Source organism: Bradyrhizobium sp. USDA 4452 (assembly GCF_054063575.1).
Genome location: NZ_JBSSGK010000001.1, coordinates 1,829,950 through 1,843,550, shown reverse-complemented (window position 1 = coordinate 1,843,550; position 13,601 = coordinate 1,829,950). Strand labels below are relative to the sequence as shown.

12 protein-coding genes are annotated in these 13,601 nt (G+C 65.6%); 10 read left to right on the top strand and 2 right to left on the bottom strand.

Going from position 1 to position 13,601, the window contains the following annotated elements:
• The first annotated feature begins 147 nt into the window (after positions 1–147).
• Positions 148–447, top strand: coding sequence for an HU family DNA-binding protein (locus ACVISU_RS08775; protein ID WP_021077434.1), 300 nt, complete (start codon positions 148–150; stop codon positions 445–447).
• Positions 448–568: 121 nt separating this feature from the next.
• Here the strand turns inward: ACVISU_RS08775 and ACVISU_RS08770 are convergent, their stop codons facing one another.
• Both ACVISU_RS08770 and ACVISU_RS08765 read right to left on the bottom strand, forming a co-directional pair.
• Complete coding sequence (locus ACVISU_RS08770; RefSeq protein ID WP_050404241.1) at positions 569–1,348, bottom strand: SDR family oxidoreductase; 780 nt, start codon at positions 1,346–1,348, stop codon at positions 569–571.
• A 324-nt stretch (positions 1,349–1,672) separates the two neighbouring features.
• Positions 1,673–2,659 carry an ABC transporter substrate-binding protein gene (locus tag ACVISU_RS08765; RefSeq protein ID WP_456706667.1) on the bottom strand — a complete coding sequence of 329 codons (987 nt, stop codon included), beginning with the start codon at positions 2,657–2,659 and terminating at the stop codon, positions 1,673–1,675.
• A gap of 473 nt (positions 2,660–3,132) precedes the next feature.
• On the opposite strand from ACVISU_RS08765, the gene ACVISU_RS08760 reads away from it, so the two are divergent.
• The 9 genes from ACVISU_RS08760 (at position 3,133) to ACVISU_RS08720 (ending at position 13,594) form a co-directional block, all read left to right on the top strand.
• On the top strand, positions 3,133–4,227 hold the full coding sequence (locus tag ACVISU_RS08760; protein WP_456706666.1) for an ABC transporter substrate-binding protein: 1,095 nt from the start codon (positions 3,133–3,135) through the stop codon (positions 4,225–4,227).
• Positions 4,205–5,221 (top strand): ABC transporter permease, encoded by a 1,017-nt coding sequence (locus tag ACVISU_RS08755; protein ID WP_456706665.1) that lies wholly within the window; start codon positions 4,205–4,207, stop codon positions 5,219–5,221. Before ACVISU_RS08760 ends, ACVISU_RS08755 begins: the two co-directional genes overlap by 23 nt.
• Positions 5,215–6,012: an ABC transporter ATP-binding protein gene (locus tag ACVISU_RS08750; protein ID WP_456706664.1), complete on the top strand. Its 798-nt coding sequence runs from the start codon at positions 5,215–5,217 to the stop codon at positions 6,010–6,012. The genes ACVISU_RS08755 and ACVISU_RS08750 overlap by 7 nt, the downstream gene beginning before the upstream one ends.
• The gene (locus ACVISU_RS08745) at positions 6,006–7,178 is read left to right on the top strand and encodes an acyl-CoA dehydrogenase family protein (RefSeq protein WP_456706663.1); all 1,173 of its coding nucleotides are present in this window, start codon (positions 6,006–6,008) and stop codon (positions 7,176–7,178) included. Before ACVISU_RS08750 ends, ACVISU_RS08745 begins: the two co-directional genes overlap by 7 nt.
• 33 nt (positions 7,179–7,211) lie before the next feature.
• On the top strand, positions 7,212–8,306 hold the full coding sequence (locus tag ACVISU_RS08740; protein WP_050404245.1) for an LLM class flavin-dependent oxidoreductase: 1,095 nt from the start codon (positions 7,212–7,214) through the stop codon (positions 8,304–8,306).
• Complete coding sequence (locus ACVISU_RS08735) at positions 8,303–9,244, top strand: ABC transporter substrate-binding protein (protein WP_050404246.1); 942 nt, start codon at positions 8,303–8,305, stop codon at positions 9,242–9,244. Before ACVISU_RS08740 ends, ACVISU_RS08735 begins: the two co-directional genes overlap by 4 nt.
• A 399-nt stretch (positions 9,245–9,643) precedes the next feature.
• A complete protein-coding gene (locus ACVISU_RS08730; RefSeq protein ID WP_456706662.1) occupies positions 9,644–10,489 on the top strand; it encodes a CmcJ/NvfI family oxidoreductase in 846 nt (281 codons plus the stop codon).
• A 157-nt stretch (positions 10,490–10,646) separates the two neighbouring features.
• Entirely contained in the window at positions 10,647–11,906 is a 1,260-nt protein-coding gene (locus ACVISU_RS08725; RefSeq protein WP_456706661.1) for an MFS transporter, read from the top strand.
• A gap of 29 nt (positions 11,907–11,935) precedes the next feature.
• Positions 11,936–13,594, top strand: coding sequence for a hydantoinase B/oxoprolinase family protein (locus ACVISU_RS08720; RefSeq protein ID WP_456706660.1), 1,659 nt, complete (start codon positions 11,936–11,938; stop codon positions 13,592–13,594).
• Positions 13,595–13,601 lie beyond the last annotated feature (7 nt).

The window sequence follows — 13,601 nt, the reverse complement described above, 5'->3', positions numbered from 1 at the left end:
CGGAAGCGAATTGACTGAAGAAAACACTGGAAAAAACCCTGATTCGGGGGCTGTCCACAGCGATATTGTCGTGGCGAGTGCAGAAAACACTGTTTTTCTCGGCGTTTTCCGCCATATCGTGCCCACTCCAGAATCAATGGAGCAACCATGGCTACCCAACTGTCGAAGTCGCAAGTGATCGAGAAGATCGCGACCACCACCGAACTCTCCAAGCGCGACGTCAAGAACGTTTTGGACTCGCTCGTCGATGTCGGCCACAAGGAGCTGAAGAAGGCCGGGGTGTTCCTCGTCCCCGGCTTCGCGAAGTTCGTTGTGGTCAAGAAGCCTGCGACCAAGGCGCGCAAGGGCACTAACCCCTTCACCGGCGAAGAGATGATGTTCAAGGCCAAGCCGGCCCGGAAGATCGTCCGCGCACGGCCGGTCAAGGCCGCCAAGGACGCGGTTTAAGATGGAAAGGCCTCCGGTGACGGAGGCCTTTTGCTTTTGAGCCGTCGCTACCTGCCCTAGGTTGCTGCCTGCCAAAGCAAGACCCTGGAGCTTCGACTTCGGCTGGATCGAAGCCGAAGCTCTAGACCACCGGCGACCGGCCACCATCGACATTGATGGCGGTGCCGGTGATGTAGGAGCCTTGCTCCGAGGCCAGGAAGCAGGCGAGGTTGGCGAACTCCTCCGCCGTGCCGATCCGGCCGAGCGGCGTGCCCTTGGCAAGGTTCTTGGCGAACTCCCCGAAATCGGTGTCCGGCGCTTGGGCGGCGTGCCGCTTGACCCACTGATCACTCATGATCAGCCCGACCAGGAGCGCATTCACCAGGATGTTGTGCTCGCCGCCTTCATTGGCCATGACCTTGGTCAGGGCCATGCCCGCGGCGCGCGACACCGAGGTCGGCGCGGAATTGCCGGCCGGCGCCTTGGCGAAGGTGTTGAGCACGTTGATGATGCGGCCCCATTTGCGCTGCTTCATGCCCGGCCACACCAGCCGGCTGAAGCGGATCGCAGCGAACAGTTTCAGGTCGAGGTCTTCCTGCCAGGCTTCGTCGCTGATGCTCTCGAACGCCAGCGTGCGCGCGGTGCCCGCGTTGTTGACCAGCACGTCGATCTTGCCGAGGTCGGCGACGATCTGGTCGTGAGCCTTGTTGATGTCGGCGGCTTTCGCGACGTCGCAGACGTAGTCGCGCACCACGAGGCCGTCCCTGGCGAGTGCCTCGCGCGCCGCTGCGAGATCGGCCGCGCCGCGGGCGAGGATCGCGACCTTGGCGCCGGATTCCGCAAACCGCCGTGCCACCGCGATCCCGATGCCCTTGCTGCCGCCGGTGACCACCGCGACGCGGTCCTTCATGGATAGGTTCATTGTTGTTCTCCCTGGGGCTGGCCCTCGGAGAACGCTATCAAACCGACAGCGCGACCAACAAGGTCATGCAGAGCAGGTGTGCTGTGACGATGATCGCGAGATGGAGCGGGCCGGACACCTGTCTGCTGTGGCTCTGCATGTGCGTTCTCCCGGTTGCGCGGTGAGGCGAGCACCGCTGCCTGTCTCCCTCCCCCTGGAAGGGGGAGGGCCGGGTGGGGGTTTGCTCTCCACGGACGCCGGCGCTCGCGGAGGCAGGATCCCCACCCGGTTTGCGCTTTCGCGCAATCCGACCTCCCCTTTTCAAGGGGAGGTGAAGAACCGCCGCTAGTTCAGGCTCGCGCCGGCGGTAAAGCTGCGGTCGACGGCCTTGCTAACATCCAGCGTCTTGCCGAGGATACCGTAGCGCGTGGCGCGGTCGGAGGCGGCCTGAACCTCCTTCACCACGGCCTCGTCGATCGCGATCGGGCTCGTCTTCTGTGCGGTGTAGGCGGCGAGCAGCACGTCTTCCGGCAGTTTCGTAAGTTCGGCCGTGCTCTTCGCGTATTCGGCAAGATGGTCGAGCGACCACAGCCGCGCCTTGTTCAGCCGCTGTACGAGGTCCTGCACCGCCGCGCGCTTGGTCGCGATCGCATTGTCGGAGGCGACGATGAAAGTGACGGTCGGTGTCAGCCCCTCGCCGTCGGCGACCACGCGCGCGTTGTCCTTCAGCGTCGCGTAGGAGACGTAGGGCTCCCACACCGCCCAGCCGTCGATCGAACCGGCAACGAGCGCGATCTTGGCGTCGACCGGGCCGAGCGGGGCGAAGCTGGCATCCTCGATCTTGTTGCCGGCCTTCTCCAAGGTCGCGTCGATCAGGAACTGGCCCCAGCCGCCGCGGGTGCCGGCGAGGCGCTTGCCCTTCAAATCGGCTGCGGTCTTGATCGGCGAATCCGCCCGCACCAGGATCGCCTGGGTCTTCGGATCGGCGCGCGTGCCACCGATTGCCTTGATCGGTGCGCCCGCGGCATAGACCGTGAGGAAGGCGAGGTCGCCGGTGTAGCCGACGTCGAGCGCACCGGCATTGAGTGCTTCGAGGATCGGCGCTGCGGCCGGGAATTCCGACCATTCGATCTTGTAGGGCAGGTCCTTGGCGAAGCCGGAAATCTCGAGCAGCGAGCGGTTGCCGCCCTTCTGGTCGCCGACGCGCAGCACGATCGGGTCTGCCGCGAACGCCGCGGCCGACGTCGACAGCGTGATCACGGCGGTGATCAGCGCGGCCGCGGTGCGGCGTGTGAGAGTGTTGGGAGAACCCGAGCGGGTCAGTTTGGGCATATGCATTTTCTTTCTGATTCATTCACTGCTCGTCGGGAAGCGCGGCAGCGTTCGAGCAAGTCTATGAGCAAGCCGTTCGCCGTCAACGAAACGGAAAACTGAAATCAGCCCGCGCGCAGCAAGGATGATCTCGCCGGACCGTCATGCGTAGAAGACATCGCGCAAGCGGCGATGTTTCGCTCAAATTTGGTGCAACCGGAGGCGTTCTGTTTCAGGTCTGCGCCGTTATGAGGGCGAAAATCCTTTCATCGTCGCGCGCTACGATCGTGGAGAGTTCGGCTGCCGCGCCGACCACATTCGAAATTCCATTTCATTGACGATGAAGTTGCCGCGCCGCATCATTCCCGGGTTGCTTTGAGTGCAATAGCGCCGGAGAAATCCGCTTTTTCTGAACCATGAGCTTCGAACGACGGGGCGCGCAGACGGAGGCGTTTGCGCGCGGGGCGGAGCATTGCCGAATGCAGGAGTGATGAATGTCTGTCGACAACAAGAAGACGGTGATGGATCGCCGCACCTTGCTCCGCGCGGGCGCCGCCGCAGCCCTTGCGGCGCCGATCGGGGCCTATCACGCGCAGGCCTTCGCGCCGCGGGCGATCACGCCGGCGATCGATTTCTCCGAATTTCCGATCTGCAAGACCGCATCCGATGCGCCGCCGTTGACCGGCGCGCCGCGCAAGCTGAAACTGTCCTGGAACGCCGGCGCGGTCTGCCTTGCGCCGCTGCCGGTTGCCATCGACCACGGCTTCTTCCAGAAGCAGAATCTCGACGTCGAGCTCGTCAACTATTCCGGCTCGACCGACCAGCTGCTGGAGGCCATCGCCACCGGCAAGAGCGATGCCGGGCTCGGCATGGCGCTGCGCTGGCTGAAGCCGCTCGAGCAGGGCTTCGACGTCAAGATCGCCGCCGGCACCCATGGCGGCTGCATGCGCGTCCTGACCCGGACCAATTCCGGTGTCGACAAGCTCGCCGATCTCAAGGGCAAGATCGTCGCGGTCGGCGATCTCGCAGGTCCTGACAAGAACTTCTTCTCGATCCAGCTCTCCAAGCTCGGCATCGATCCGGTCAGGGATGTCGACTGGCGCGCCTATCCCGGCAATCTCCTGAACGTCGCGGTCGAGAAGGGCGAGGTGCAGGCCTTCCTGTCGTCGGACCCGCTGGCCTATCTCTGGCTCAAGGACACGCAGTACAAAGAGGTCGCCTCCAACCTCGACGGCGAGTACCGCGACAAGAGCTGCTGCATCGTCGGCCTGCGCGGCAGCCTGGTGCGCGAAGAACCGCACGTCGCGCGCGCCATCACCCAGGCGCTGCTCGATGCCGCGATGTTTACGTCGCAGAATCCGGACAAGGCGGCAAAGTCGTTCCAGCCCTATGCGCCGAAGGCGGCGAGCCTCGCCGATCTCGAGGCGATGGCGCGCTACCACACTCATCACCATCATCCGACCGGCGAGGTGCTGAAGCGCGAGCTCAAGGGCTACGCCGACGACCTGAAATCGGTGCAGGTGTTCAAGCAGAGCACCGACACGGCCAAATTCGCGGAGCGGATCTATGTCGACGTATTCAGTGTCTGACACGGCGGCCGCCGCCGCGCCGCGCGCCGCGGTCACCTTCTCGAATCTGTCCGGCAGCTATGGTGTCGGGCTTGCGGCGAGCCTCGTCTGGCTCGCGTTCGGGCTGTCATGCCTCTATTGGCCCGATGTCGGCGACTGGTCGCGAACCTCTTCGCTCGGCATCGGCGCGATCGTCATCGCGGCCTTCATCCTGTTCGGCACGTTCAGCGCCGATTATCTCGGCGGCGCCGGGCAGGCGCTGCGCAAGCGCGCACCATGGCTGGTGGCGTTCGGCGCCTTCATCACGCTGTGGGAGGTTGCGACCGCGAAATTCGCCTGGCTGCCGCTGCCGTTCTTCCCGCCGCCGCAGTCGATCCTCGAGGTCTATACCGACGATCTGCCGAAACTGCTCGACAGCGTGTTCGCCTCGATCAAGCTGCAGCTGGGCGGTTACATCATCGGCGCGACCGTCGGCTTCATCACGGGCGTCTCGATCGGCTGGTCGCAGAAGATCGGTTACTGGGTGCATCCGGTGCTGCGCTTCATCGGGCCGTTGCCGGCGACCGCCTGGTTGCCGATCGCGTTCTTCACCTTCCCGTCGAGCTGGAGCGCCTCGACCTTCCTGATCGCGCTCGCCACCGGCTTCCCGGTGACGGTGCTGACCTGGTCCGGCGTGGCGAGCGTCAGCAGCGCCTATTACGACGTCGCGCGCACGCTCGGCGCCAAGCCGTCGTTCCTGGTGCTGAAAGTCGCGATCCCCGCCGCGCTGCCGCATGTGTTCGTCGGCCTGTTCATGGGGCTCGGCTCGTCCTTTGCGGTGCTCGTGGTCGCCGAGATGATCGGCGTCAAGGCCGGCCTCGGCTGGTACCTGCAATGGGCGCAAGGCTGGGCGGCCTATGCCAACATGTACGCGGCGCTGATCGTGATGTCGCTGCTCTGCTCCGGCGCGATCACGCTGCTGTTCAAGACCCGTGATCGCCTGCTGGTCTGGCAGAAGGGCGTCGTCAAATGGTAGTGCAATCCGCCGCCGAAGCGATCACCTATCCCGCGGTCGGCGCCAAGCTCGATATCGAAGGCGTCAGCCACGCGTTCGATATCGACGGCGCTGTGCTGCCGGTGCTCGACAATGTGAACCTTTCGATCGTGCCGGGCGAGTTCGTCGCGCTGCTCGGCCCGTCCGGCTGCGGGAAGTCGACCCTGCTGCGGCTGGTCGCAGGGCTGGAGAAGCCGCGCAGCGGCTCGCTGCGCGAGGATGAGGTCCGCATCAGTGGTCCGCACCCATCGCGCGTCGTCGTGTTCCAGGACCCGACGCTGTTTCCGTGGCGCTCGGTGTGGGACAATGTCGCGCTCGGGCTGGAAGCGCAGGGCATCCTGAAGGCGCAGCGGCATCGGGTCGATGCCGTGATCGAGCTGGTCGGGCTGTCGTCGTTCCGCAACGCCTATCCGCACCAGCTCTCGGGCGGCATGGCGCAGCGCGTGGCGCTGGCGCGCGCGCTGGTCAATGATCCGAAGATCCTCGTGCTCGACGAGCCGCTCGGCAAGCTCGACTCGCTGACGCGGATCGCGATGCAGGCCGAACTCGTGGCGCTGTGGCAGCGCAAGGGTTTTACCACGCTGCTCGTCACTCACGACGTCGAGGAAGCGCTGGTGCTCGCCAACCGCGTCATCGTGCTCTCCGATCGTCCGGCGCGGATCAAGGCCGACATCGCGGTCGCCCGGCCATATCCGCGGCATCGCGGCGATCCATATTTGGCTGATCTGCGCAAGCAGATCCTCGGCCTGCTCGGACTGGAGGCGACATGGTGACGACAGCGGCGCGGGAGCTGCCGCCAGCGAACGAGCCTGAGCACATCGCGCGCGCATTGCGGCTCGCCGAGGTGTTTGCCGCGCGCGCCCCCGCACATGATCGCGACGCCAGCTTTCCGTTCGAGAATTTCGCCGATCTCTCGCGCGAAGGCCTGCTGGCGCTGACGGTACCCGCCGCGCTCGGCGGCGCAGGTGCCGGTGCCCGCGATGCCACGCGCGTGCTCGGCATCATCGGCAAGGCCGATCCGTCGACCGCGCTGGTGCTGTCGATGCATTACATCCAGCATCTGGTGATGGCGCGCAGCACGCGCTGGCCTACCCGGCTGTCGCGCAAGCTTGCGAAGGAGACGGTCGAGGGCGTGGCGTTGATCAACGCGCTCCGCGTCGAACCCGAGTTGGGCTCGCCCGCGCGCGGCGGCCTGCCGGCGACCACGGCGCGGCGTACCGAGACCGGCTGGCGGCTGACCGGCCGCAAGATCTATTCGACCGGCGCGCCGATCCTGAAATGGTATTCGGTCTGGGCGAAGACCGACGAGCAGGACGCCCGTGTCGGCCTGTTTCTGGTTCCTGCCGGATTGCCGGGAACGCGGATCGAGCAGACCTGGGATCATCTCGGCCTGCGCGCCAGCGGCAGCCACACCGTGGTCTTCGACGACGTCGTGTTCCCGCTGGATTACGAGATCGACGTCCGCAAGCTCGACGACTGGAAGGTTCCTGACGTCACCCAGGCGACCGTGCACGCGATCTTCGTCGCCGCGATCTATGACGGCATCGCCCGCGCCGCGCGCGACTGGCTGGTCAAGTTCCTCAACGAGCGGGTGCCGGCCAATCTCGGCGCGCCGCTGGCGACGCTGCCGCGCATGCAGGAGGTGGTCGGCGGCATCGAGGCCCGGCTTGCGGTCAATGCCCGCCTGATCGACAGCTTCGCCGCCGATTTCGATAACGGCTTCCCGCTGTCCGCGATCGAGTCTAACATCATCAAGCTGACGGTGACCAATAACGCCGCAGCAGTGGTGGAGGATGCCTTGTCGCTGACCAGTAATCACGGCCTGTCGCGAACCAACCCGCTGGAGCGGCACTACCGCGACGTGCTGTGCGGCCGCGTCCATACCCCGCAAGACGATGCCACCCGCGTCTCCGCCGGACGCTTCGCGCTGGGCGTCTGAAAACAACAGCCAACAATAACGGAGTTGCCAGTCATGCCGGTCGAGTTCATCGGCTTCATCACCAACAACAATTCGTCCGAGACCATCGTCCGGTCCGGCCCGGTACTCGATCCGCCCTATATCGAGACGGTGGCGAAGGCCCATGAGCTCGCCGGCTTCGACCGCGCGCTGCTGGCGTTCCACTCGACCACGCCCGATGCGCTGCAGGTCGCGCAGCATGTCCTGACCATCACCAAGCAGCTGAAAGTGATGATCGCGCAGCGGCCGGGCTTCACGGCGCCGACGCTGCTGGCGCGCCAGCTTGCGACGCTGGATCAGTTCTATGGCGGCCGCGTCTCGCTGCACGTCATCACCGGCGGCAACGCCATCGAGCTGCGCCAGGACGGCAACACGCTCGACGACAAGGACGAGCGCTACGCCCGCACCAGCGAGTTCCTCGATATCGTGCGGCTGGAGTGGACCAGCGAGAAGCCGTTCAACTACAGCGGCAAGTATTACAACGTCGAAAACGGCTTCTCGCAGGTGAAGCCGTTGCAGAAGGGCGGCATCTACACCTTCGTCGGCGGCGGCTCGGACGCCGCGGTCGAGGTCGCGGGCAAGCATGCCGACACGTTCGCGCTGTGGGGCGAATCCTATGCGCAGGTGCGCGACGTCACCGCGCGGGTTCGCGCCGCGGCGGCCAAGCACGGCCGGCCGACGCCACGCTTCAGCCTGTCGGTGCGGCCGATCCTCGCCGACACCGAGGAGAAGGCATGGGCGAAGGCGGAGCATATCCTCGCGCGCGCCACCGCGTTACAGGACCAGACCGGCTACCGTCGTCCCAATCACGCGACCGACGGCGCAAAGCGGCTCTTGGCGCTGGCCGATCAGGGTACACGCATCGACAAGCGGCTGTGGACGGAGATCGCAAAGCTCACCGGCGCCAACAGCAATACCACCGCGCTGGTCGGTACGCCCGAGCAGGTCGCCGATGTGTTCGCGGACTACTATGATCTTGGTGTCAGCCATTTCCTGATCCGTGGCTTCGATCCGCTGGTCGATGCCATCGACTATGGCCGCGAGCTGATCCCGCTCACGCGCAAGCTGATCGAAGCGCGCGACCAGCAGCGCGGGATCGCCGCCGAATGATCCGTCTCATTGTCGCGGCGGCGCTTGCGCTCGCCGCCATCGACGCCGCCTTCGCGCAAGTGACGCTGCGCGTCGGCGACCAGAAGGGCAATTCGCAGGCCGTGATGGAAGCGGCCGGCGTGCTCAAGGACGTTCCCTACAGGATCGAGTGGAAGGAGTTCGCCGCCGCGGCGCCGCTGCTGGAGGCGATTGGCGCCGGCGCGATCGATACTGGTCTCGTCGGTGACGCGCCGTTCACGTTCGCGGCTGCCGCGAAGATTCCGGTCAAGGCGATCGCGGCGGTGCGGCAATCGCGCGACGGGCTTGCGATCGTGGTGCCGGAGAATTCCGCGATCAAGAGCTTCGACGATCTGCGCGGCAAGAAGATCGCAACCGGCCGCGGCTCGATCGGCCATCAGCTAATCCTGGCGGCGCTGGAGTCCAAGGGCTGGCAGGCGAGCGACGTGCAGATCGTGTTCCTCGCGCCGTCGGATGCCAAGGTCGCCTACACGCAAGGCTCGGTCGATGCCTGGTCGACCTGGGAGCCGTATGTCAGCCAGGAAGAGGTGCTGTTCAAGTCGCGCCGCGTGATCACGGCCGACGGCATCACGCCCGGTCTTGGCTTCCAGGTCGCAACGCCTGATGCCATCAAGGACAAGCGCGCCGAGCTCGAGGATTTCGTGCGGCGGCTGGCAGCCGCGCGCGCCTGGTCGCAGAACAATATCGAGGGCTACGCTGCGACCTGGGGCCGGCTGATGAACATCCCGCCCGCGGTGGCGGTGAACTGGCTGACGCGGGCCAAGATCCGCATCGCGCCGATCGACGACAGCGTGGTGGCCGACGAGCAGAAGACCATCGACCTCTACGACCGCTGGGGCCTGATCCGGCAGAAGATCAACGCGGCCAATGTCGTCGACCGGTCGTTTGGCGCGGCGGTGGAGAAGGGCGCCGGGCTGTAGCTTTGCGAATGCGCGATCTCTGCTGCTTGCTGCACATCTTGAGAGAGCGCGGCGTGTGACACCCCCTCTCCCTAACCCTCCCCCGCAAGGGAGGAGGGAACCCTTCCGTTGGTGCCTTCCTCACATCGATGCAGCTAGCGCAGGATGTTTACCTTCGTGAGGTGAACACATTGGTCGGGCTTCCTCTTGCGGGGGAGGGCTGGGGAGAGGGGTAAGCCGCGGGCGCGCCTGTTGGCGTGATCGCGAAATAACCATCCACTTCGCGATGGCGACGCCGGAAGGATTTTTCCGGTTTCTTACCGGGGGGACTAGCAACGTTGCTATTTTCCGGACGCCCTTGCGGCGTCGTCCGGCACCGCCAAGATCAAACAGACGAACAATCGAGTCCGGGAGATCACCGTGGGCCTTCAAGAAACTCGCATCGAGTCGCTGCCGTTTGTGACCGCTGAACTGAATTATCTCGCGCCGACGCCGGGCAAGCCCCGGACCTACGCTTTCGATCCGCCGCCCGGCGAACCCAAATCCACCGCGCTGCCCGAACCTCGCAATGTCCCGATCTTCGACGGGCGCCTGATCGCCGACAGCTTCTCGCTCGACCGCGAGGGCTTTGCGCTGGTCAAGCATCCGACCATCGTGAAGGATTATTACGACGACAACGAAGTCCGCAACGTCTACTACCGGGCCGTCGAAGCCTTCCTCAAGGCAACGCTGAAGGCGGATCGCGTCTTCATCTTCGATCATACCGTGCGCAAGCGGGTCGAAGGTGCGGCCGATATCCGCGGCGGCGGCCCGCGCCAGCCCGCAACCCGGGTCCATGTCGACCAGACCGCCGTCTCCGGCCGCAACCGGGTGTTCGAGCATTTGCCGGACGAGGCTGAGCAACTCGTCAAGGGCCGCGTCCAGGTGATCAATCTGTGGCGCCCGATCCGTGGCCCGTTGCGCGATTCACCGCTCGCGATGGCCGACGGCACCACGGTCGCCCCGGAGGATCTGGTCGCCTCCGACCTGATCTACCCGAACCGCAGCGGCGAGACCTATTCGGTGAAGTACAATCCGAACCATCGCTGGTTCTACATTCCCGAGATGACGCCGGACGAGGCGATCCTGCTGAAGTGCTACGATTCGGCGACCGACGGCCGGACCCGGTTCGGGCCGCATACCGCCTTCGTCGACCCGACCACGCCTGCGGACGCCGCGCCGCGCGAGAGCATCGAGCTGCGGACGCTGGTGTTCCATAAGCAGTAGCAGTCATCACAGGTGCGCTCCCTCTCCCGCTTGCAAGCGGGAGAGGTGAAATGAGCCTGCGGATAGGCTGAACCCACCAGCTCTGCCGCCAAAGTTGGCACCATCAGCCCAATAATGTTACGCCCGCCCCCGCAACTGCTCGGGGAAAGGGCTGCTCATGGACGGCGTGGTGACGAAGGAAGCAGCGGGGATCGGGTTCCGCGCCCTGGTCCTTGCACTTCTGGCATTGGCCTCTGGCCACATGCTGTCGACGCTGCTGCGCACGATCCCTGCGATCAGCCTCGATCTGATGGCGCGAGATTTCGGCACCTCGCCGCAGGCGCTGGCGAGCCTCACCTCGATCTATCATTTCTCCTTTGCCGCCTCGCAAATCCCGGTTGGCGCCGCGATGGACCGTTTCGGCGTGCGGCCGGTGTCGCTGAGCCTTCTCGGAGGTACCGTGGTCGGGACTTTGGTCTCGGCGCTCGCCACGGGCCGTGCGAGCTTTGTGCTCGGGCAACTGATGCTCGGCATCGCCACCTCCGGCATGCTGATGTGCCCGATGACGCTGGCGGCCAAGCAGATGTCGGCGGCGAAGTTCGGCCTGTGGTCCGGCCTGATCCTCTCGATCGGCAATATCGGCATGCTGCTGTCGGCAAGCCCGCTGGCCTTCGTGGTCGATCAGTTCGGCTGGCGCGCCGGCTTCTGGGGCTCGGCCGGCTTCGGCATTGTGGTGCTGATCGCGGTGTTCGCGCTGGTGCCGCGGCAGCCGGCGGCGCATGCCGATGATTCCTCGCCCTTGCTGCAGATGGCCGAGGTGTTGCGGCTCGGCCTGTCGCGCGGCCTGCGCGGACTGATCGCGCTGTCGCTGGTGTCGCTCGGTGCCTCGCTGGTGCTGCGCGGCCTATGGGGCGGGCCGTGGCTGATGGATATGAAGGGGCTCAGCCGCATCGAGGCCGGCAATGTGCTCGGCCTGTTCACGCTGGCGATGATCATTGGCCCGGCCTGTATCGGCGCCATCGATCGCAAGTTCGGGCATCGCCGCACCATGGTGGCGTCGACCCATGCCATTGCCGCGGTGCTGCTGGTGCTGATGGCCGCCGGCGCGCCGCACTTCCCGGTCTCGAACCTGCTCGGCGTTGCCGTGATGCCGGTGCAATATGACCTGGTGCTGCTGGTTCTGATCGGGTTTGCGACCTCGGCGCAGCCGCTGATCTACGGCATGACGCGGCAACTCGTCGCCGCCAAGGACACCGGCAAGGCGCTGTCGTCGGTCAATCTCGCGTTCTTCCTCGGCGCGGCGCTGCTGCAATTCAGCACCGCTGGCGTTGCCGCGCTGTTCGGGCTGCCCGCGGTGCTGCTGTTCATCGCCGGTGCGCTGGTGATCGGCATCGTGCTGTTTTGGCTCTATACCTCGGCGGCGGTGGCGATAAGATAGCGGTCTGTTCCACCGCTCCCGGAAATCACGTGTCCACGCCTGCCAAGATCGATCCGATTACCCGTTCCGTCGTCCAACACCGCCTGTCGTCGATCGTGAAGGAGATGGGCGAAGCCATGCTTCGCACCTCCTATTCGCAGATCCTCAATTCCAGTCGCGATTTCTCGCTGGCGATCTGCGACACCCGCGGGCGGCTGATCGCGCAGGCCGACCATATCCCGGTGCATGTCGGCGCCCTGCCGTGGGCGACGCTCGCGGTCGAGGAACGCTTCAAGGATGTCGCGCCCGGCGACGTCATTCTGCTCAACGACCCCTATCAGGGCGGCAGCCATCTGCCTGATCTCACCGCCTTCGTGCCGGTGTTCGACGGCGGCAAGCGATTGCTCTGGACCATCGTGCGCGCGCATCAGAGCGACATTGGCGGCGCCACCCATGGCGCCTACAATCCGGCCGCGACCGAGATCTACCAGGAAGGCATCCGGATTCCGCCGATCAAGCTCTACGAGGCCGGCAAGCCGCGCGAGGACCTGCTCGACCTGCTGGCGCTCAACATCCGCAATCCCCGTGAATTCCGCGGCGACCTTGCGGCGATGCTGGGTGCCGCGCATCTCGGCGAGCGGCGCGTGTCGAAGCTGTTCAGCGAGTTCGGCGCGGACACCGTCGCGGCCGCGATCGAGGCGATCCTCGATGCCACCGAGCAGCAGACCCGCGCCGTGGTATCGACCTGGAAGGACGGCGTGTTCTACGGCGAGGCGCTGCTCGACGATGACGGCCACGGCCGCACCGACATCAAGATCGCCGCCAAGGTGACGAAAAAGGGCAGCGACATCGAAGTCGATCTCACCGGTTCCGATTCGCAGTCGACCAGTTTCGTCAACTCGTCGCATGCCAACATGCAGGCTGCGGTCGCGATGGCGTTTGCCTATCTGATCGACGCCGATATCCCGAAGAACACCGGCGCGCTGCGGCCGCTGAAGGTGGTGGCGAAGCAAGGCACCATCGTGTGGGCCGATCCCGGCCGTCCCGTGACCTTGTGTACCAGCCATCCCTCCAACGAGATCGTCGAGGCCATCATCAAGGCGATGTCGGCGTCCTGCCCGGATCGCGTGATGGGCGGCTGGGGCCGCAGATTCCGCATCGCGATCCAGGGCGAGGATCCGCGCAACGGGCGCAATTTCATCTGGCACATGTTCCAGGCGCGGCCCGGCGGCGGCGCATCGCCGGGCGGTGACGGTTATTCCTCGATCGGTGAGTGGCACTCGGTGGGCGGACTCAAATTCGGCAGCATCGAGGTTGCCGAGGTGCGCTTTCCCTTGCATTTCCGCCAGCATGAGTTCCGACCGGATTCCGGTGGCGACGGCCAGCATCGCGGCGGGCTCGGCGTCGCGCTCGACATGGTGCTGGAGACTGAGAAACTCGCCAAGGGCAACACCGCCGGCGACGGCGCGCGCCACGGCCCCTGCGGCATGCTCGGCGGCAAGGACGGCCAGCCGCATCGCTACCGCCTCCTGTCGGAAGGCCGCGCGCCGCGGGTGCTGAAGACCAAGGAGGTCGGCATCGAGCTGCGCCCCGGCGATTGCCTGGAGATCCGCTCGTCCGGCGGTGGGGGCTGGGGGCCGCCCGAGAAGCGCTCGGCGGAAGCGCGGGCGCGCGACGCAGAGCAGGGTCTGGTTTCGAAGGCGGTATAGGGCAGCG

Excerpts from the sequence above, each read along its gene's own strand:
- ACVISU_RS08770 (WP_050404241.1), bottom strand. The coding sequence starts at position 1,348 with ATGAACCTATCCATGAAGGACCGCGTCGCGGTGGTCACCGGCGGCAGC.
- ACVISU_RS08765 (WP_456706667.1), bottom strand. The coding sequence starts at position 2,659 with ATGCCCAAACTGACCCGCTCGGGTTCTCCCAACACTCTCACACGCCGC.
- ACVISU_RS08755 (WP_456706665.1), top strand. The coding sequence starts at position 4,205 with ATGTCGACGTATTCAGTGTCTGACACGGCGGCCGCCGCCGCGCCGCGC.
- ACVISU_RS08760 (WP_456706666.1), top strand. The coding sequence starts at position 3,133 with ATGTCTGTCGACAACAAGAAGACGGTGATGGATCGCCGCACCTTGCTC.
- ACVISU_RS08735 (WP_050404246.1), top strand. The coding sequence starts at position 8,303 with ATGATCCGTCTCATTGTCGCGGCGGCGCTTGCGCTCGCCGCCATCGAC.
- ACVISU_RS08725 (WP_456706661.1), top strand. The coding sequence starts at position 10,647 with ATGGACGGCGTGGTGACGAAGGAAGCAGCGGGGATCGGGTTCCGCGCC.
- ACVISU_RS08750 (WP_456706664.1), top strand. The coding sequence starts at position 5,215 with ATGGTAGTGCAATCCGCCGCCGAAGCGATCACCTATCCCGCGGTCGGC.
- ACVISU_RS08775 (WP_021077434.1), top strand. The coding sequence starts at position 148 with ATGGCTACCCAACTGTCGAAGTCGCAAGTGATCGAGAAGATCGCGACC.
- ACVISU_RS08740 (WP_050404245.1), top strand. The coding sequence starts at position 7,212 with ATGCCGGTCGAGTTCATCGGCTTCATCACCAACAACAATTCGTCCGAG.
- ACVISU_RS08745 (WP_456706663.1), top strand. The coding sequence starts at position 6,006 with ATGGTGACGACAGCGGCGCGGGAGCTGCCGCCAGCGAACGAGCCTGAG.